This window comes from Haloprofundus halobius (assembly GCF_020097835.1).
GTDB lineage: Archaea > Halobacteriota > Halobacteria > Halobacteriales > Haloferacaceae > Haloprofundus > Haloprofundus halobius.
In genome coordinates, this window is record NZ_CP083666.1 from 825911 (window position 1) to 845481 (window position 19571).

The following is a 19571-nucleotide window of genomic DNA, read 5'->3' on the forward strand; positions in this document are numbered from 1 at the left end:
GTGAATTATTTCGGAGTATGGACGATGAGACGCCCGCCGACCGACTTTGCGAGAACGCGACCGAGATCGCGTCCGTCGTCGTCACCGGTTTCTGGCTCGCCGCCCTCTTCACGGGGCAGAGCTGGTGGCTCGCTGCCCTGCTCATCGGCTACATCGTCGTCGTGCCGCTCGTGGCGCTGCTGTTCGGCGACGACGAGGACCGCAAGGAGTGGTGGGACGACGACGACTGGTGGGACGACGATTGGTGGAACGACTGGTGGGGGTCGTCGACGGACGAGGAGAAACAGGAGCGGAAATCGGACGACTCTACCGCCGTTGAGACCGACGAGACGCCACTTGAGACGCTTCGGCGGCGGTACGCTGCTGGCGAGCTGACCGAAGCGCAGTTCGAGCGGAAACTGGAGCTACTGCTCGAGACGGAGACGCTCGAAGACGTCGAGGACCGTGCCCGCGCTCGTGATCTGATCCGCGAGCGAGAGTAATACGGGGACGAACGATTCTGACGGGTGTGCGCTATCGTCGACCGTTCGGCGGACGCGTGACCTTCGCCGATAACCGACTCGCAGGCGCCACATACAAAAACACAAGTGAGTATCAACCACCTGAAAAACTGCCTAGGCAATCGATACGATCGCCACAATTTCCAAAATTTTTGAAAGAGTAGAGGTTTTTGATGAATGAAACCCAGATTATTCTTGGAGGAAACTCGAAATGATAGACACGTCACGTCGAACAGCGTTGAAAGTCATCGGCGGGAGCGCAGTAGCGCTCGGAGCCGGAGCACAGACCGCCGCAGCCCAGCAACAGACAGCCCGCGTCAGAGCGGTTCACGCGGTGCCGGACGCGCCGCCCGTCGACGTCTACCTCGATGGTGAGATGGTGCTCGAAGGACTGGAGTTCCAGCAGGTCAGCCCGTATCTCTCCGGTCCGATAGGTACGTACCAGATTACCGTCACCCCGACTGGTGCAAGCCAGGACCAGGCGGTAATCGACACGCAGGTGAACCTCGAACGAGGTAACTACTCGCTCGCGGCCATCGGCGAGTTGAGCGACGGAAGTATCCAACCGCTCGTGACGCGCACGCCGGTGCTCTCCGGCCGGCCAGGTCAGGGGCTGGCCGTCGTACAAGCCGTTCACGCGTCCCCGGACGCACCGCCGGTCGATGTGACTGCCGTCGTCGAGTCCGAGCGACTCAATCAACAGCTCCAACAGTTGCCGCCGGAGGTGGTGATGGGTATTCCGGAGAGCCAACTCCGGTTCAACGACGAGGGACAGGCCGTGCTCACGCTGATAGACGGCCTCAGCTTCGGCAACGCGAGCGATGCGTTGCCAGTCCCGGCGACCGAGTATACGTTACAGATTCGTGCGGCGACTCCCAGAAACGACGGCGACATCGTCGCGAGCGTACCCGCTTCGCTCGAATCGGGCGTCAGCTACACCGCCTACGCTTCCGGCTACCTCGAACCACCGCAACAGGTGGTCGACGAACTGGGCAACCGCGACTTCGCGCTGTTCTTCGCGACGACCGCGTAGAAACCGAAGCATCGCCTCGCCGGAACGACACGCCTTTTTTGCCGCCGCGGGAACCGAACGGTATGGACCCAAAGCGGGAGCTTTCGAGTATTGACCTCGCCGCGCTCGTGACCGAGCTTCGTCGGTACGAGGGTGCGAAGGTCGACAAGGCCTATCTGTACGGCGACGACCTCCTGCGACTCAAGATGCGAGATTTCGACCGCGGCCGCGTCGAACTGCTCGTGGAGGTCGGCGACGTGAAGCGAGCACACGTCGCCGCCGCCGAGCACGTGCCGGACGCCCCCGGCCGCCCGCCGAACTTCGCGAAGATGCTCCGTAACCGCCTGTCGGGCGCGGACTTCGCGGGCGTCGAACAGTTCGAGTTCGACCGGATTCTCGTCTTCACGTTCGAGCGACCCGACGCCGACACCGAACTCGTCGCTGAACTGTTCGGACAAGGCAACATCGCCGTCTTGGACGAGAACCGCGAGGTCGTGAGCAGTCTCTCGACGGTTCGGCTCAAATCGCGGACCGTCGCGCCGGGCAGTCAGTACGAGTTCCCGAGTTCGCGGCTGAACCCGCTGGACGTGCGCTACGAAGCGTTCGCGCACAAGATGGACGACTCCGACACCGACGTGGTGCGGACGCTGGCGACACAGTTGAATCTCGGCGGCCTCTACGCCGAGGAGGTGTGCAGTCGCGCGGGCGTCGAGAAGACGCTCGACATCGCCGACGCCGGCGACGAGCAGTACGAGAAGCTGTACGAGGCGCTCGGACGACTCCGCGAGCAACTCGCCAAGGGAGAGTTCGACCCACGCGTCTACCTCGAGGACGACGCCGTCGTCGACGTGACGCCGTTCCCGCTGGAGGAGCACGAATCGGAGGGTCTCGACGCCGAGGCGTACGACTCGTTCAACGGCGCGCTCGACGAGTACTTCTACCGCCTCGACCGCAGCGACGACGACGGAGGCGGTGGGAGCGGGGCCGCCGGCGACAGCGGCAGACCTGACTTCGAGGAGGAGATAGAGAAGAAACAGCGCATCGTCGACCAGCAGGAGGGCGCTATCAGCGGCTTCGACGAGCAAGCCCAGGAGGAACGAGAGCGCGCCGAGCAGGTGTACGCGCGCTACGACCTCGTCGACGAGATTCTGACGACGATTCGCGGCGCGCGGGAGCAAAGCGTCTCGTGGGACGAAATCGGCGAGAAGTTCGAGGAAGGAAGAGAACAGGGTATCGAGGCGGCCGAGGCCGTCCGCGGCGTCGACGGCGCGAACGGAACCGTCACCGTCGCGCTCGACGACACGACCGTGACGCTCGACGTGTCGATGGGCGTCGAGAAGAACGCCGACCAGTTGTACAAGGAGGCCAAGCGCGTCGAGGAGAAGAAACAGGGCGCGCTCGAAGCCATCGAGGACACCCGTGAGCAACTGGAGGCGCTCGAACAACGCCGCGAGGAGTGGGAACGAGACGACGAGGGCGACTCGGACGAGGAAAGCGGGGACGACGAGCAAGAAGAGATCGACTGGCTCTCGCGGCAGTCGGTCCCCATCCGCCAACAGGACTACTGGTTCGAGCGGTTCCGCTGGTTCCGCACCAGCGACGACTTCCTCGTCATCGGCGGGCGCAACGCCGACCAGAACGAGGAACTGGTGAAGAAGTATCTCGGGAAGAGCGACCTGTTCTTCCACACGCAGGCCCGCGGCGGCCCGGTAACGATTCTGAAGGCGACCGGCCCGAGCGAACCCGCCCGCGACGTGGAGATCCCCGAACAGAGCAAGCAGGAGGCGGCGCAGTTCGCCGTCTCGTACGCCTCCGTCTGGAAGGAGGGGCGGTTCGCCGGGGACGCGTACATGGTGACGCACGACCAGGTGTCGAAGACGCCCGAGAGCGGCGAGTACGTCGAGAAAGGGTCGTTCGTGGTTCGCGGCGACCGGACGTACTACCGCGACGTGAAAGCCGAAGTCGCCGTCGGCATCGCCTGCGAACCGGAGACGCGCGTCGTCGGCGGACCGCCGTCGGCCATCGAACCACAGGCCGAAACGTCGATTCGGGTCCGACCGGGGCGCTACGCCCAAAACGACATGGCGCAGATGTGCTACCGCGAACTCCGCAAACGGTTCGCCGACCAGTCGTTCGTCAGAAAAGTCTCGAGCGCGGACAAAATTCAGGAGTTCCTCCCGCCGGGTGGAAGCGAGATGGTCGAGTAATGTCGAAATAAACGCCCCGAACGTCTGAATTTCAGACTTTCGCGAAGAAAGGGCTAAATCCTCCGAATGAGTATCAAGAGGCTGAGAACTACACGAGGAGCGTCGCGTTCGTGACGAACGCCCGGAGCGACTCGCGGGGGTTCTCGGAAAACATCATGCTTACCGAATCGCTCACATACGTACGAAACAGCGACGACTGGGTCAAGAACGTCCTCATCGGCGGAATACTCAGTCTGCTCGGCTTCCTCATCGTCCCGACGTTCCTCGTCATCGGTTACCTGCTCCGCGTCGTCCGCAGTTCGATGCGTGGGGACGAAGAACCACCCGCGTTCGACGAGTGGGGTGAGATGGCCGTCGACGGGCTGAAAGGCTTTGTCATCGGCCTCGCCTACGGGTTCGTCCCGATCGTCCTGGCCATCGTTTTCGCCGTCCTCACGGGCGTAACCGCCAACGGCGGCAACATCGGCGTCGTCAGCGGCCTCTTCGGCCTCGTCGGCGTGCTCGTCGTCTTCGTGACGGCTCTGGCCGTCGCCTACGCGTTGCCCGCCGGATTGGCGAACTACGCCGAGACTGGCCGGATGGGTGCCGCGTTCGACATCGGAATGCTCCGATCGACGCTCACCTCAGGGACCTACGCGACGGCGTGGCTGACGGCGTTCGCCGTCTTCCTCGTCGCCGGTCTCGTCGCGGGTGCGCTGAACGTCGTTCCGATACTCGGCACCGTCGTCGGCGTGTTCGTCACGTTCTACGCCGCCGTCGCGGGATACTATATCATCGGTCGCGCGTGGGGCGAGATGCATCACGTCCCGATGCGCGACGACGAGATGCCCGAGGAACGCGCCGCCATCTGACGGTCGTCGTCGGAAGACCGCTTTTTCGAGACTCGGTGTTGAGGTACGGTTATGTGTCGACGGTCCGACTGTGCGGTCGATGCTTCGCGACGCGCTGAACGCTCCCGCTCGCACGACAGACGCGGTTCAGACGCTGTTTTTGGGCGGGTTTCTGACGTTGCTGGCGTTCTTGCTGCCGCTGGGGTGGCTGACGACGGTGGCGACCGTCCCGTTTCTCGTCGTCGCGCTTCCGGTGGTGTTTCTCCCGTCGTTGCTGCTCCGGGGGTACTACGTTCGGACGATGCAGGCGGGCCTTCGCGGCGCGGAGCGTGCGCCGTCGTTCGTCCGGTGGGGAGAACTGGTCCGAGACGGACTCCGTTCGTATTTCGTCGCGTTCATCTATCTGGTCCCTGTCATCGTGTTGTGGACACTCGTCGGCGTGACGGCAGTAGCGGTCGAACTGCGCCCCGTCGGCGGTCCGACCGGGTCGATGCTCGTGACGCTCTCGGCGGCGTCCGCGACGCTCCTGAGCGGACTCTACCTTCCAGTTTTCGCGTACCTCTTTCCCGCCGCGCTCGTGACGTACGCCGCGACCGGGCGGCTCACCGCTGCGTTCGCCCCGCGGGCAGTCAGCCGAACCCTCCTCGACGGCGGATACGCGAAGGGGTGGGTGCTAGCGAGCGGTGTGCTCGTCGTCGCGCTGGCGGTCGGGGCTCCGACGTCGTTGTTTCTCGTCGGCGTGTTCGTCGTCTTCTACCTCCAGACCGTCGTTCACTCGGTGTACGGACTGGCGGCGCGGACGGCGCTCGGAGCGGAACTGGACGACGACGGACGGGTGCGCGTCGAACGAGCACAGCGCCGCCCGGAGGTCGAGGCGTCGGTTCAGGTCGGGCGGAGTGTCGGTCTCACCGACGGACGCGGAAGCGAGACCGACTCACCGGCGGACGGCGAAATTCGGGACGAGACCGAAGTCGGTGCCGACCGGAACGACGACGCGGGCGGCGACGACAATCGGAGCGACCGAGATGGACCCGATGACCGACGTTTCGAGCGTGGGGAACGCGGAGAGCAGTGAGAGCGTTGCGACCAGCGCGGAGCGATACGATGAAACGACTCGCCCCGAAACGACGAGCGCATGCTCCGGGAGTCGATTCGGTATCCGTTCGGCGGTGACGACGCCGCGGAGACGCTAATCGTCGGCGGTGGACTCCACGTCGCCACCGCCTTCGTCCCGCTGGTCCCGCTGGTGTTCGTTCTCGGGTATCTCGTCCGGGTGCTCGACGAGGCGAGCAGCGGCGGTTCGGCGGCGCTCAGAGACGGAACGCCGCCAACGTTCGACGACCTCCGGGGACTCACAGCGGACGGAGTGAAAGCGACGCTGGTGGTCGGACTCTACTCGGCCGGACCGCTCGCCGTGCTGCTCGTGACGGTCGGCGGGGCGAGCGGTCTCTCGGCCGGAGCGCTGACGGGGACGGCGAGTCTCGGCGTTCTCGTCGGGTCGACGGCGGCGTTGTTCGCTGCGCTCGGCGTCGCGTACCTCCTCCCGGCGGCGCTCGTCGGATACGCGCAGTCGCGCCGCTTCCGCGCGGCGTTCGACCGGTCGACGCTTCGGGCGGCCACCGACGCTCGGTACTTCGTCGCCGTCGTCGCCGCCGGTGGACTTCTGAGCGCCGCCGCGGTAGTGGTGTCGATGGGCGCACCGCGGACGCTCCCCCGGTTCGTGGGTTTCTTCGTGCTGTTCTACGCTGAGGTCGCGGCGGCGGCGCTGGTCGGCCACGTCTGCGGCGAGAGCGTCCCGACGGAGCGGCCGGAACGGTCGGGGTCGGCGTAGTTGCACCGCTGATGTGGCTGAATGGCGAACTGGCGGTCGTCTCCTCTCCTGCGGGCGGCGACCGCGCTACAGCCTCGGCCTCGCTCCGAGCGAAATCGGAGCGACCCGCAGTCAATCTTCAACGCACGGGCGGGAGTGGCTCCGTCATCCGGGATAAGGGTTCGTCGTGTTCTCTCGTGGGGGAGCGTCGCGGGAGTCGGTCTGGTGTCGTCGACTACGGCGATGCAAAGCCACCTTAACCCCCGAGAGCGAGAGTCGAGTATGCGAATCGCAGGCCGTGGTCGCGGCGAGGAGGGGCGCGAGCGCATCACGCTCGTCCCCGAGAACGTCGACGACCTCTGGCATCTCTCGTACGTGCTCGAACCCGGTGACCACGTCTCCGGCGACACGACCCGCCGCATCCAGCGTGACGACGACCAGATGCGCGACACCGGCGGCGAGCGCGAACACCTCCACATCACCCTCGAAGTCGAGGACGTGGAGTTCGCCCGCTTCGCCAACCGACTGCGCGTCAGCGGCGTCATCGTCGGTTGTTCCCGCGAGGACCAACTCGGCCACCACCACACGCTCAACGTCGAGGAGCGCGGCGAGATAACCATCGAGAAACGGTTCAAACCGGACCAGATCGACCGCATCGAGGAGGCCGAGCGCGCCACCGAGAACCCCGACGTGGTCATCGCTACCGTCGAGGAGGGCGAGGCGTACATCCACACCGTCGCCCAGTACGGCACCGAGGAGTACGCATCGTTTACGGCTCCGACGGGGAAGGGTGAGTACGCCCGCCCGCGGAGCGAACTGTTCGACGAACTCGGGTCGGCGCTGTCGCACGTCGACGCCGACACCGTCATCCTGGCTGGACCGGGTTTCACGAAGCAGGACGCCCGCGACCACATCGCCGACAACTACCCCGAGGTGGCCGAGAAGCTGACCACCGTCGACACCGCGAGCGTCGGGGACCGCGGCGTCCACGAAGTGTTGAAGCGCGGCGCGGTCGACGACGTACAGAAGGAGACGCGCATCGCCCGCGAGGCCGAGCGCATCGACGACCTGATGGAGCGAATCGCCGAGGGCGCGAAGGCCGCCTACGGCGTCGAACAGGTGGCGCAGGCCGCGGAGTTCGGCGCGGTCGAGGAGCTCCTAATTTTGGACTCCCGCCTGCGCGACGAGCGACAGGGCCGCGGCGACTGGGAGCGCGACGTCAACGAGATAATCGAGACGGTCGAGCAGAAAGGCGGCGAGGTGACCGTCTTCTCCGCAGAGTTTCAACCGGGCCAGCAGTTGAAAAACCTCGGCGGCATCGCGGCGCTCTTGCGGTACCGGTTGGAGTAACGCGACAGCCCCGTTCTTAAGACCGGCAATCGGCCGTCTCCACCCTCGCGAACACGTCACGAGGTGGGGATGACGCTTTTGCATCTCGAACCCTACACGTTTCCGTGGCGCGCCGCAGCGGAGTCCGACGAACGGTATCCGACCGCTTCGAGCGATGGTTCGACTTCGTCTTCTTCGCGGGGATGGAAGTGTCGTTTCTCGCGCTGCCGGTGCTCGTGCTCCTGCTGGGCGTTCGCCCCATCGGGCCGGTGTCGGCGGCGGCGTTGGCGTCGCTTTCGACCACCGTGTTCGCCGCCGGGAGTTTCCGCGGCCGGTATCTCGACGTCGGTGCGTGGCCGCGCGTCGGCCAGATCCGAACGATGCCGGTTCGATCGGCGTACTACGGCGGTGTCGTCGGTATCGGGACGTATCTCGGGACCGAGGCCTACCTCCGAACCGGCGTCGGGTGGGCTGTCGTCGTCGTCCCCGCCGTCCTCTCGGTAGTCGCGCTAGCGGCGTTACCGCGGGTCCTCGACGCGCTGTTTCACGTCTCCAGAGTGAGCATCTGACGGCGGTTCGGCGTCGAATCGGCGTCTCGGTCACGCGGCGACCGGCCACCGTTACTCGTCGGACGACGCCGCAGTCACCGTGTCATCACTCGCCCGTGAGCGCCTCGCTGGCCGGCGCGAAGTCGATGCTCGTCCCCAAACCCTCCTCGCGCGCTCTCTCGTACAGCATGTACGCGGAGGCGACCGTCTCGATGCCGGTCCCGCCACTATCGAACAGCGTAATCTCCCCGTCGCCCTCGCGACCCGCCGCCTCGCCCGCGACGACCTCGCCGAGTTCGGCATAAATGTGGTCCTCGGTGACGACGCCTTCCTCCATCGCGTGGAGGAACGACCCGGCGTCTCTCGTCGCGCGCGCCCGGAGGTCGGGGACGTACTTCGAGCGCTCGATGGTCGTCGTATCGACCTCCCGTTTGTGCGCGCTGTACTGGCCCATCGCGGTGACGTGCGTTCCCGGTTCGAGCAGGTCGCCGTCGAACACCGGTTCCGAAGCGTTCGTCGCCGTGACGACGACGTCCGCGCCTTCGACGGCGGCGGCGCTGGAGGCGACGGCGGCGACGCTCGCGTCGAGCAGTCGGTCCATCTCTCCGGCGAACGACTCACGATGCTCCTTCGTCGGCGAGTACACCCAGACGGTGTCGACGTCGCGGACCGCGGCCGTCGCGCGCAACTGTCCGCGCGCTTGCGCGCCGCTGCCGATGATGGCGACCGACTCGGCGTCGTCGCGGGCGAGGGCGTCGACGGCGACGCCGCCCGCCGCACCCGTCTTGAACGGGTTCATTCTCGCACCGTCGAGTAACGCGAGCGGTTCGCCCGACTCGGCGTCGAAAAGCGGCGTCATGAACCACGCGTCGCGCTCGCCAAAGCCGGCGGCGTACGTGTAACCGCCCATCGCACCGGTCTCCGGCAGGACGGCGGCGTACGTGGTCAGCATCCCCGGAGGGTCGTCGTTGGTGAGCTTCGTCCGCGGTTCGGCGGGTGCGCCTTCGCCGCGCTGGCGGTAGCCTTCTCGGACCGCCTCGACGTACTCTGTAGGCGTCGCGAGTCCGGCGACATCGTCGCTCGTGAGAAACAGCGCGTCTGTCATACCCGTCGCAACGGACGCGACGCCTAAAACCGTGCGGGCGTCGGCCAAACGAACGCCTCGCTACGAGTACTGGACAGAAGGAGCGTACGAGCGAAGAACGAGAGAGAGGAGAGAAGAGGAGAGGAGAGAAGAGAAGAGAAGAGGAGAGAAGAGGAGAAAGGACGGGGACGGACTCAGTCGGCGTTGAGCGGCTGGGTGTTGGCGCTCTGGGAGGCCGCAACCGGTTGACTCTCCACCGGGCCGTTGACGAACAGCGCGTGACCCATGATGCCGACCGAGCCCATCGCCGCGATGGGGACGGCGGTCGTGAGACCGACGCCGGCGATGGTGAGTATTGCAGTAACGCCGAACAACACGAGCGGAATGAGTCCAAGAACGTAGTCGTAGTATCCCGTCATAATGTATTACAAAGTATGCACGGGGGATATATAATTCTTTCCTATGACTGAAAGGCAACCACAGCAAAATTACCACATGGGATTTTCATAAGTTATGGAGATATGGACCCGCTGCACTTCGAACGCGACACTCAGAGGCGGAGCCGTTCGACTACCATCTGAACGCTTCTATCGGCTGTTTTCGGCAGGTATTCCTACCCACACCCATGGATCTATATGCCACGGTCGGTGAATTCCGCTCGTGTAACCATCGCGCTATTCTCGGGTCGTCGGCCGTCGACAGGTGGGGTCGACTGTCGACAGGTGGGACCGACTTCCGAGAGGGGGAGTCGTCCGGCTTGCCCCCATCGGAGAGTTAAACCCTTCAGTCGTTAGAATCTCCAGCGTGAACCGTAACGACCGTTCGATCGTGGCGCTCGTGATGCTCGCTCACGGGATGGTCCACACCTACGAGTTGTCCGTTCCCATCTTCGTCACTATCTGGCTGAGCGAGTTCAGCGTCATCGACCTCGGTATCGCGCAGTTCCCGGTGAACGAGGCGACGCTCGGCCTCGTCGTCACCGTCGGCTACGGCCTCTTCGGTCTCGGCGCGCTCCCCGGCGGCGTACTCGTCGACCGACTCGGCTCACGGCGTCTCATCACGCTCTGTTTGCTCGGCATGTCGGCGTCGTTCTTCGTCCTCGGCGTCGCGCCGAGCGTCATCGCCATCGCCTTCGCGCTGTTGTTGTGGGGTGCCGCTGCGAGCGTCTACCATCCCGCCGGACTGGCGCTCATCAGCAAAGGCGTCGAAGAGCGCGGGACCGGGTTCGCCTACCACGGTATCGCCGGAAACGTCGGCATCGGACTCGGCCCGCTTTTGGCTGCCATCCTGCTCCTGTTCGTCGACTGGCGCGTCGTCGCGGTCGTGCTCGCCGTTCCGGCGTTACTGGCCGCCCTGTTTGCCTCCCGCGCCGAGTTCGACGAGACCGCCGCCGTCAGCGGCGCGGCAGCGGAGACCGACGGCGGCTCGAAGGCGGATGCGGGCGTCGAGTCGTGGGCCGAGTTCGTCACCGAGTCGAAGCGACTGTTCGCCGGGAGTTTCGTCTTCGTCTTCGTCGTCGTGATGTGTTCGGGGCTGTACTACCGCGGCGTCCTCACGTTCCTCCCGCAGTTGCTCGCCGGACTGCCGGGCGTCGATCCGGTGCCGCTGTCGGCGTTCGTTCCCGAGAGTCTGCTCTCGTCGGTGGGGTTGGAAACCTCCGGAGACAGCCAACTCAACCCCGAGCGGTACATCTACTCGGGGCTACTCATCATCGGCGTGTTCGGCCAGTACGCCGGCGGGAAACTGACCGACAGCGTCGCACCCGAGAGAGGAATCGCAGGCGCGTTCGGCGCGCTCGCCGTGCTCGCGCTCGTCTTCCTCCCGGTGGCGAACCTCGGTATCGTGCCGCTTCTGGCGGTCGCGGCCGTGCTCGGCTTCTCGCTGTTCGTCGTCCAACCGCTGTATCAGGCGACCGTCGCCGAGTACACGCCCGCGGGGACGCGCGGCCTCTCGTACGGCTACACGTATCTCGGCGTCTTCGGCGTCGGCGCGCTCGGCGGCGCTATCGCGGGCGCGATTCTCGAATACGCCTCCCCGGGTGCGCTGTTCGTGACCCTCGCCGGGTTCGCCACCGTCGCGTCGCTCGTCGGCGTGTATCTCTCGCGGAACGCGTCGACGGTCTGAGTTCGGGTCGACCGTCGAGAGACGAACCGAGTTCGGTTTTCAGCGAACCTTGAAGACGAGCCACCGCCAGACGCCGAGTCCGACGCCGACAGTGACGAGCGAGATGACGATGAAGACGGGGTCCGCGCCGCCCTCGAAGAACGGCGAGGCGCGGATGCCGAGGCCGACGATGTCCGCCGGAACCCACGAGCGAATCGCGAGCGGAATCGACGCCTTCGCCGACTCACCCGCCCCGGCGGAGTACGCCCCGATGAGCGGCGCGCAGATGAACCAGCCGATGTAGAACGGTACGAGCGTCGAGAGCCAACCGACGGGGTCGGCCGTGAGGTAGGAGACGTCGTTGTGCATGACGACGCCGAACGTCAACACGAGGCCGATGACGAGCAGGTCGCCGACAGCCAAGGGCAGCGTTCCCCGGTCGATTCGTTGGTCCCAGAACGATTCCGATTGGGTGGCCATATCGGGTGATTCGTACGGGGCCTAATGATTGTCCGGTTTGTCGGTTGGCGCGTGAGAAAGTGGCATACAGATCGCGCCGACGCGGTCTCCGAAGTTCGCCGACGCGACCGGGCGGCCTTTTGTCGCAGCGAGCGAATCCGACAGTATGGAGTTCCTCGTGCTCGGCTGGCCGGAAGACGGGCCGACGCTGCGCCTCGACTACCGACAGTTCAGCTACGCCGGAAAGTTCGTCATGTCGAACACCGGGAAGGCAGTCGTCCGCGACGAGGAGCGAGGGGCCGATCAAGCGGTCGCAGACGACGAGTTCGATCGCGACGTGCTCGCCGCAGTCGCGTTCAACGAGGACCGAACCGACGCCTCGACGCTCTGGATTCGCTACGTCACCGTCCGCGAGGACCGCCGCGGCGACCGACTCGGACCGAAACTCGTCGCGTTTCTCGTGGAACGAGCGAGGGAACGAGGGTACGACCGACTCCGCATCGCCGTCAACAACCCGTTTGCCTACGAGGCGCTGTACAGGGCCGGATTCGCGTACACCGGACGGCAGACCGGGTTGGCAGAGTTGGTGTTGGAGCGAGCGTTGGTCGACGAGAGACGAGGAGACAGAGACCGCGAGGCGTACCAATCCGGCTTGGACGCATACCGCGGCCGCGACCTCGGCGACGGCGAGCGGGCGTTTCTCGAATCCGAGGAGAGAGCCGACCCGCCGGGGCGTATCGAGGCCCCCGAAAGTGGGGACGTTTAACTCGGAGACGGTCCAACGTCGCCCAATGGGAAACGCAGCGTTGCGCCAGTTGGCGGCGCTCTCGGAGGTGTCGTTTGACGATTTGGACGGCCGAATCGTCGCCGTCGACGCGCACAACTGGCTCTACCGGTATCTGACGACGACCGTGAAGTGGACCCGCGACGAGGTATACACGACGGCAAACGGAGAGGAAGTCGCAAACCTCGTCGGCATCGTTCAAGGGTTGCCTAAGTTCTTCGAGCACGACCTCGTCCCCGTCTTCGTCTTCGACGGCGGGGTGACGGAGTTGAAAGACGACGAGGTGGCCGAGCGACGCGAACAGCGCGAGAAAGCCGAGGAACGGCTCGAAGACGCACGCGAGCGCGGCGACCACATCGAAGTCGCGCGCCTCGAAGCACGCACGCAGCGACTGACGGGCGTCATCCAGCAGACCAGCCGTGAACTGCTCGACCTGCTCGACGTCCCCTACGTCGAAGCACCCGCCGAGGGCGAGGCGCAGGCGTCGTACATGGCTCGGCGCGGCGACGCCGACTACGTCGGTAGCGAGGACTACGACACCCTGCTGTTCGGTGCGCCGCTGACGCTCCGCCAGCTAACGAGTTCGGGCAACCCCGAACTGATGGATTTGGACGCGACGCTCGACGAACACGACCTCACCTACGAGCAACTCGTCGACGTTGGCATCCTCTGCGGGACGGACTTCAACCCGGGTATCGACGGCATCGGTCCGAAGACGGCGCTCACGTTGGTGAAAGAACACGGCGACCTCTTCTCGGTGCTGGAGGCGCGCGGCGAGCACGTCGAGTTCGCCGATCGCATCCGCGACCTCTTCTTGGACCCGCCGGTCACCGACGAGTACGAGTTCGACACCGACCTCGACCCCGACGTCTCGGCGGCGCGCGCGTACGTCACCGAGGAGTGGGAGGTCGACGCCGACGAGGTCGAACGCGGCTTCGACCGCATCGACGACGCGCTCAGTCAGACGGGACTCGACCGCTGGACCTGACTACCGGAGTTCGACGGAGACGATTTCTGCGGGCGTTCTCCCCCGGCGGCGGTACCGCGGGCCGCCCGCACCGTCGTCGTCGCTGCCGTCGCTGTCGTCGCCGCGTTCGACCTCGAAGACGCGAAGCGAAATCACGAGTCGACCGGGTTCGAGCGTCGCTCTGAGCACCGGACCCGTCGCGGTGACGACCACGTACGGCGGTGCGGCCACGGGCGGTGCCGCGAGTTCCTCCCCCGCGGCGTCGACGCAGCGAGCGAGCAGACCCGGCAACCGTCCGGTGACACCCGTCCCGGTGAGGACGGCTTCGAGCGGCGGAACGAGACGTTCGCGGTCACGCGTCGTCTCGCTGGACCATCCGGCGGCGACGGCGTCCGCACAGTCGACGATCGCGTCGAGGAGGTCGGACTCCTCGGAGAGCAACTGCGTTCGAACGCGATCGGTGGGAGACGACACGCGGAGTGCTCACACTACGAGTACAAAACGGTTGACCACCGGAAGCGACGTACTGGCCCGGGAACCGACCGGTTCCGACGGGCGAGAGTCGGATTGGTTATGAACGCTAGTTTATGTTTTTGCGTGACCATCACACGACTGTTGAGTACCATGAGTTCCGAAGAGACATCCACAATACAGATGAACCGCCCCGTCGCCGACGTATCCGCGACGTGGCGCACGCTCATGATCGTCGGGGGAATCCTCGCGGTAATGGGCGTTATCGCCATCCTCGCGCCGTTCGTGACGGGCGTCGCGCTCTCGATGTTGCTCGGAGCACTCCTCATCGTCGGGGCGGCGCTGCGCGGCATCCACGCGTTCGGTGCGAAGAGTTGGACGGGTGCCCTCGTACAGGGTGGAATCGCGATTCTCTACACCGTCGCCGGTGTGGCGCTCATCGCAAATCCCGTGTACGGCCTCGTCTCGCTGACGATACTGCTCATCGCGTACTTCCTCGTCGACGGCCTGCTGGAGATCGCGATGGGGCTGCGTCTCCGCCCTGATGCCAACTGGGGGTGGGTCGTCGCCAGCGGCGTCCTCGGCCTCGTCGTCGCGGCGCTGCTGTTCGTCGGCTTCCCGAGCACCGCTCTCTGGGCGGTCGGCCTCCTGTTCGGCGTGAACCTCCTCGCATCCGGCATCTCGATGGTGATGGTCGCCATGGATGGCCGCAGCCACGCCCGCGAGGACGCGGCGTCCTCGGCGGCCCGGAGCGTCTGAGAGACCGCCGCGGCCGACGCGCCGTCGGGACGTGTCGGACAGATATCCACTTTATTTTAGGTGCTGCGTGCCTCGCATTCGACATGGACCTCAGCGAGATAGAGCAACTCATCGAAGCCCATATCGAGAACGCCGAGGCGACCGTGTCGCGACCGCGAAGTCCCGACGAGAACTACGAGGACGCCCACTTCGCCGCGGTCGTCGTCTCGCCGGCGTTCGAGGGGAAGTCACTCGTCCAGCAGCACCAGATGGTGTACGACGCCCTCGGCGAGCGCATGACGACGGACATCCACGCGATGGAGATAAAGACCTACACGCCCGACGAGTCCGACGCGCGGTAGCGGCTGCGCGTCCCGGCGCTCGCCGTCTCGACCGTCTGCTCCCCCCACGCTTTTGCGCCGCGCTCGCGTCGAATCCTACAACGATGACCGACCGGTTCCGCGACCCCGGGTGGCTTCGGGGCCACGTCGCCGACGTGTTGACGTTCTACTACCCGACCTGCGTCGACGAGGCGCGCGGCGGTTTCGTCGCCCAACTCGACGAGCGCGACGGCGGCGTCTACGACCCCGAACCCCGACACCTCGTCGCCTCCGCTCGCTTCGTCGTCAACTTCGCTCGCGGCGCACGTCTCGACGAGTCGGCGGCGGACTCGAACGTCGCCGACGCGGACACGCTCGACTGGTGTCGCACGGCGGCCGCCCACGGCGCGGACTTTCTCGCCGACGCCCACCGCGACCCCGAGACCGGCGGCTACCGATGGCTCCTCTCGGGCACCGACCCCGTCGACGAGCGGCGCTCCTGTTACGGTCACGCCTTCGTCCTACTCGCGTACGCCGAGGCGGCGATGGCGGGTATCTCCGGCGCACGCGAGCGCCTCGAAGAGACGGTCGACGTCGTCGACGACCGCTTCTGGGAGGAGGAGCACGGCCTCTGCCGGAGCGAACTCGATGCCGACTGGAACCCCGTCGAACCGTATCGCGGCCAGAACGCGAACATGCACATGTGCGAAGCGATGCTCGGCGCGTACGAGGCGACCGACGACCGGCGGTACCTCGACCGGGCGCTGACCATCGCGCGGCGTATGACCGTCGACCTCGCCGCCGAGACGGGCGGTCGCCTCTGGGAACACTACACCGAGGAGTGGGAGCACGACTTCGCGTACAACCGCGACAAGCCTGACGACCGTTTCCGACCGTGGGGTTACCAACCGGGCCACCACGCCGAGTGGGCGAAGTTGACCGTAATGCTCTCCCGGCACAGCGACGAACCGTGGCTCCGTAAACGAGCGACCGAACTGTTCGAGGCGGCGCTCGACGGCTGGGACGACGAGTACGGCGGCTTCTACTACACGCTCGACCGCGAGGGCGACCCGGTCGTCGACGACAAGTACGGCTGGCCGGTCGCCGAGGCCATCGGCGCGGCGATAGCACTGTCGGACATCGTCGACGAGAGCGACGAGGAGCGGTATCTAGCGTGGTACGACCGATTCTGGGCGTACGCCGAGGCGAATCTCGTCGCCCCCGGCGGCAACTGGTACGGGCGGCTCACGCGCGAGAACGAGTACGTCGACACGAACGAGAGTCCAGCGGTCGAACCGGGGTATCACCCGGTCGGGGCGTGTTGGGAGGCGCTACGGAGTCTCGGCTGACTCCGTTCACAGCCGTGGTTCGGTGTCTTCGAGTTCTTCGAGCGACCGGTTTTTGAGCGTCTCTCCGGTCTCGGCGTCGAAGAGGTGAATCGCCGACTCGGGGATGTGTGCGACGGCCGGCTGTCCGGCCTCCACCGAGCGCATCCCGCCGATGGTCGCGACGAACGTGACGTCGCTGTCGGCGGTGAAGCTCAGATAGACGTTGTTCTCGTTGCCCATCGGCTCGACCACGTCGACGACCGTCTCGTAGTCGTGGTCGCCGGTGACGTCGGAGACGAGTTCGACGTCCTCGGGGCGGACGCCGAGGACGACGCGCGTCGAGTCGCCGAGGCTCTCGCGAGTGCTCTGCGAGAGCGGGTAGGCGAACTCGTCGCCGACGAGTCTGTCGCCCTGCAGTTCCATCTCGAAGAAGTTCATCGACGGTTCGCCGATGAAGCCGGCGACGAACTGGTTGGCGGGCTGGTGGTACGCCTCCAGCGGCGTCGCAACCTGCTGGAGTCTTCCGTCGTTGAGTATGGCGATGCGGTCGCCCATCGTCATCGCCTCCGTCTGGTCGTGGGTGACGTACATCGTCGTTACGCCGAGGTCCTCCTGGAGACGCTGGAGTTCGGTGCGCATCCCCGACCGGAGTTTGGCGTCGAGATTCGACAGCGGTTCGTCCATCAGGAACACCTCGGGGTCGCGGACGATGGCGCGCCCGAGCGCGACGCGCTGTTGCTGCCCGCCGGAGAGTTCGCGCGGTTTGCGGTCGATGAGGTCGCCGATGTCCATCATCTCGGCGGTCTCGGTCACCTTTCGGCGTATCTCGTCGTTCGACATCTCCGTCGACTCCTCGAGGCCGAACGACATGTTCTCGCGGACGGTCATGTGCGGGTAGAGCGCGTACGACTGGAACACCATCGCGATGTCGCGATCCCGCGGCGACCGGTCGTTGATGACGGTGTCGTCGAGTCGGATCTCGCCGCTCGTGACGGTCTCCAGTCCGGCGACCATCCGGAGCGTCGTCGACTTTCCGCAGCCGGAGGGGCCGACGAGCACGAGGAACTCCCCGTCGTCGATGTCGATGTTCACGTCGTCGACGGCGACGACGTCGGTTCCGTTGTCGTCGAACACTTTCGTCACGTGGTCGAGTGTGAGTTGTGCCATGTTAGGATTCTCCCGCGACGCCTTCCGCGAACTGTTCGCCGAACAGGACGTAGACGACGAGCGTGGGAAGCGCCGCGACGAACGCGCCCGCCATCTGGAGGTTGTACTGCTGGACCATCGAGCCTTTCAACTGGTTCAGAGAGAGGGTGACGACCTGATTGCTCGGGTCCGAGAGGATGACGAGCGCGAACAGCAGATCGTTCCAGATCTGGGTGAACTGGTAGATGAGCGTCACCGCGAAGATGGGCACCGACAGCGGGAGGATGATCTTCCAGTAGATGCGTCCCACCGTCGCCCCGTCGAGTCGGGCCGCCTCCAGCATCTCCGCGTCGATGGTCGCGTAGTACGACCGAAAGAGGATGGTGCAGATGGGGATACCGTAGGCCGTGTGCGTCAGGATGAGCTCTATCAACTGCGCGCGGTCGGCGAGCACCGGGACGGCCGCGAGCAGGCCGGGCAGGTCGACCATCGTCCAGAACTGCGTCAGCGGCACCAGCACCGACTGGTACGGGACGAAGATGCCGGCGACGAACAGCACGATGACGGCCACCTGTCCCCGCCAGTTCACGTTCGTCAGTCCGTACGCCGCGAGCGAGCCGAAGATAGCCGACAGAATCGTCGCCGGCACGGCGAGCAGGATGCTGTTGAACACGCCCTGCTGCAGTCGACTCCACGCCTCGAACCACGGGGCGACGGTGACCCCCGACGGCGGCGGCGGGGCGAACGGCGTCGACCCGAAGAACGCGTCCTGGGTCTTGAACGCCGTCATCAGACCGCTCTCCAGCGGCGCGAGGTAGAACGCGACCATCGCGAGCAGGGCGGCGTACACGCCCACGCGCCGCTTGTCGATGTCGAATCTCGATTCGTCTCGGGTCTCACGTCGATTGCTCATAGGTCACCTCGGGTGTACTGCAGGTAGAGGTACGGACCGATGACGCCGAGCGCCATCAGGAAGAGGACGGTAGCGATGGCCGACCCGTACGCCCAGTTCGTCGAACGGAACGCCTCGCGGAACATCATCACCGAGAGGATATCCGCGGAGGGACCGGGTACCGGACCGAACAGGACGAACAGGAAGTCGAACGCTTTCAGCGCGAACACCATCAGCACGACCGCCGCGCTCGTCGTCGACGCGCGCAACTGCGGGATGATGACGCGGCGGTACATTCGATACGAACTCGCCCCGTCGGTTTTGGCCGCCTCGTACTGCTCGGTCGGTATCGCCCTGAGCCCGGCGAGGTAGACGACCATACAGTAACCGGAGAACTGCCACATCAGCGCGAAGATGACCGCGGCGAGTTTGAACTGCGGGTCGCTGATCCACGCCTGCGCGAAGTAGCCGAGGCCGACCGTCCGCAGGAAGACGTTTATCACCCCGATTTCGGGGTTGTACATCCACGCCCAGAAGATGGCGGTCACGACGAACGAGAGGCTCATCGGGAGCAGGTAGATGGTTCGGAGCGTGTTCTCGAAGCGAATCTGCTGGTCGACGAGAATCGCCAACACCAGCCCGAGAAGGAGCGTCACCGCGGTGAACGCCACCAAGAGGACGACCGTGTTCCGCGCCGCCGTGATGAACGTCGGGTCCGACAGCATCTGTCCGTACATCTCGAAGCCGAGCGTGCCGTAGTCGGGGTCGGGTTGCAGTCCCGACCAGTCGGTCAGCGAGATGACGAAGTTCCAGCCGATGGCGCCGTAGACGAACAGCCCCATGAACAGCGCCGCCGGGAGCCAAAAGGGCAGCGACCGGACGAACTCGCTGTCGAGGACACTCGTCAGGCGCGATTGCCCGACTGCGGTCTCCTGCGTCGTCGTGCCGCCGTCGGTTCGCGCATCACCATCTGTTCGCGCGTCGGCACCAGCACCGCCGCTGTCGCCGGTGCGGCCCAACAGTCGAAGGATGAAACCTCGCAT

21 protein-coding genes are annotated in these 19571 nt (G+C 65.5%); 14 read left to right on the forward strand and 7 right to left on the reverse strand.

Annotated elements, in window-relative coordinates; translation table 11 throughout:
* Positions 1-17: 17 nt before the first annotated feature.
* From LAQ74_RS04425 to LAQ74_RS04460, 8 genes are all read left to right on the forward strand, one after another.
* Positions 18-482 carry an SHOCT domain-containing protein gene (locus tag LAQ74_RS04425; protein WP_224335468.1) on the forward strand — a complete coding sequence of 155 codons (465 nt, stop codon included), beginning with the start codon at positions 18-20 and terminating at the stop codon, positions 480-482.
* A gap of 229 nt (positions 483-711) precedes the next feature.
* Positions 712-1533, forward strand: a complete 822-nt coding sequence (locus LAQ74_RS04430; protein WP_224335469.1) for a DUF4397 domain-containing protein — start codon at positions 712-714, stop codon at positions 1531-1533.
* A 62-nt stretch (positions 1534-1595) separates the two neighbouring features.
* On the forward strand, positions 1596-3719 hold the full coding sequence (gene rqcH, locus LAQ74_RS04435) for a ribosome rescue protein RqcH (RefSeq protein WP_224335470.1): 2124 nt from the start codon (positions 1596-1598) through the stop codon (positions 3717-3719).
* 155 nt (positions 3720-3874) lie between these two features.
* Positions 3875-4570 (forward strand): DUF4013 domain-containing protein, encoded by a 696-nt coding sequence (locus LAQ74_RS04440; protein ID WP_224337381.1) that lies wholly within the window; start codon positions 3875-3877, stop codon positions 4568-4570.
* 79 nt (positions 4571-4649) lie between these two features.
* Complete coding sequence (locus LAQ74_RS04445) at positions 4650-5624, forward strand: DUF4013 domain-containing protein (RefSeq protein WP_224335472.1); 975 nt, start codon at positions 4650-4652, stop codon at positions 5622-5624.
* 60 nt (positions 5625-5684) lie between these two features.
* On the forward strand, positions 5685-6380 hold the full coding sequence (locus LAQ74_RS04450; RefSeq protein WP_224335474.1) for a DUF4013 domain-containing protein: 696 nt from the start codon (positions 5685-5687) through the stop codon (positions 6378-6380).
* 261 nt (positions 6381-6641) lie between these two features.
* Positions 6642-7709 (forward strand): mRNA surveillance protein pelota, encoded by a 1068-nt coding sequence (locus tag LAQ74_RS04455; RefSeq protein ID WP_224335482.1) that lies wholly within the window; start codon positions 6642-6644, stop codon positions 7707-7709.
* Positions 7710-7813: 104 nt separating this feature from the next.
* Entirely contained in the window at positions 7814-8257 is a 444-nt protein-coding gene (locus tag LAQ74_RS04460) for a DUF8215 family protein (RefSeq protein ID WP_224335484.1), read from the forward strand.
* An 85-nt stretch (positions 8258-8342) separates the two neighbouring features.
* Here LAQ74_RS04460 and LAQ74_RS04465 read toward each other — a convergent pair whose 3' ends face one another.
* Both LAQ74_RS04465 and LAQ74_RS04470 read right to left on the reverse strand, forming a co-directional pair.
* Positions 8343-9341, reverse strand: coding sequence for an ornithine cyclodeaminase family protein (locus tag LAQ74_RS04465; RefSeq protein WP_224335486.1), 999 nt, complete (start codon positions 9339-9341; stop codon positions 8343-8345).
* A 173-nt stretch (positions 9342-9514) separates the two neighbouring features.
* On the reverse strand, positions 9515-9739 hold the full coding sequence (locus tag LAQ74_RS04470; RefSeq protein ID WP_224335487.1) for a DUF8015 family protein: 225 nt from the start codon (positions 9737-9739) through the stop codon (positions 9515-9517).
* A gap of 385 nt (positions 9740-10124) precedes the next feature.
* On the opposite strand from LAQ74_RS04470, the gene LAQ74_RS04475 reads away from it, so the two are divergent.
* Entirely contained in the window at positions 10125-11444 is a 1320-nt protein-coding gene (locus LAQ74_RS04475) for an MFS transporter (RefSeq protein ID WP_425498509.1), read from the forward strand.
* 39 nt (positions 11445-11483) lie between these two features.
* On the opposite strand, the gene LAQ74_RS04480 is transcribed toward LAQ74_RS04475, so the two are convergent.
* Positions 11484-11903, reverse strand: a complete 420-nt coding sequence (locus tag LAQ74_RS04480) for a DUF3054 domain-containing protein (protein WP_224335488.1) — start codon at positions 11901-11903, stop codon at positions 11484-11486.
* Between the two features lie 145 nt (positions 11904-12048).
* Here LAQ74_RS04480 and LAQ74_RS04485 point away from each other — a divergent pair, with 145 nt between their 5' ends.
* Entirely contained in the window at positions 12049-12648 is a 600-nt protein-coding gene (locus tag LAQ74_RS04485; RefSeq protein WP_224335490.1) for a GNAT family N-acetyltransferase, read from the forward strand.
* Between the two features lie 25 nt (positions 12649-12673).
* Complete coding sequence (gene fen / locus LAQ74_RS04490) at positions 12674-13654, forward strand: flap endonuclease-1 (protein WP_224335491.1); 981 nt, start codon at positions 12674-12676, stop codon at positions 13652-13654.
* On the opposite strand, the gene LAQ74_RS04495 is transcribed toward fen, so the two are convergent.
* Entirely contained in the window at positions 13655-14107 is a 453-nt protein-coding gene (locus LAQ74_RS04495) for a DUF7988 family protein (protein WP_224335492.1), read from the reverse strand. It lies immediately after the preceding gene.
* Positions 14108-14257: 150 nt separating this feature from the next.
* Between LAQ74_RS04495 and LAQ74_RS04500 the strand changes: the two genes are divergently transcribed.
* The 3 genes from LAQ74_RS04500 (at position 14258) to LAQ74_RS04510 (ending at position 16511) form a co-directional block, all read left to right on the forward strand.
* Entirely contained in the window at positions 14258-14863 is a 606-nt protein-coding gene (locus LAQ74_RS04500; RefSeq protein WP_224335494.1) for an HdeD family acid-resistance protein, read from the forward strand.
* An 83-nt stretch (positions 14864-14946) separates the two neighbouring features.
* Positions 14947-15204, forward strand: a complete 258-nt coding sequence (locus LAQ74_RS04505) for a BolA family protein (protein ID WP_224335496.1) — start codon at positions 14947-14949, stop codon at positions 15202-15204.
* 83 nt (positions 15205-15287) lie between these two features.
* Entirely contained in the window at positions 15288-16511 is a 1224-nt protein-coding gene (locus LAQ74_RS04510; RefSeq protein ID WP_224335498.1) for an AGE family epimerase/isomerase, read from the forward strand.
* Between the two features lie 6 nt (positions 16512-16517).
* Here the strand turns inward: LAQ74_RS04510 and LAQ74_RS04515 are convergent, their stop codons facing one another.
* From LAQ74_RS04515 to LAQ74_RS04525, 3 genes are read right to left on the reverse strand one after another with little or no spacing between them, the layout of a single operon-like run.
* Positions 16518-17657, reverse strand: coding sequence for an ABC transporter ATP-binding protein (locus LAQ74_RS04515; RefSeq protein WP_224335504.1), 1140 nt, complete (start codon positions 17655-17657; stop codon positions 16518-16520).
* Position 17658: 1 nt separating this feature from the next.
* The gene (locus tag LAQ74_RS04520) at positions 17659-18549 is read right to left on the reverse strand and encodes a carbohydrate ABC transporter permease (RefSeq protein ID WP_224335505.1); all 891 of its coding nucleotides are present in this window, start codon (positions 18547-18549) and stop codon (positions 17659-17661) included.
* Complete coding sequence (locus LAQ74_RS04525) at positions 18546-19571, reverse strand: carbohydrate ABC transporter permease (RefSeq protein ID WP_224335506.1); 1026 nt, start codon at positions 19569-19571, stop codon at positions 18546-18548. Before LAQ74_RS04525 ends, LAQ74_RS04520 begins: the two co-directional genes overlap by 4 nt.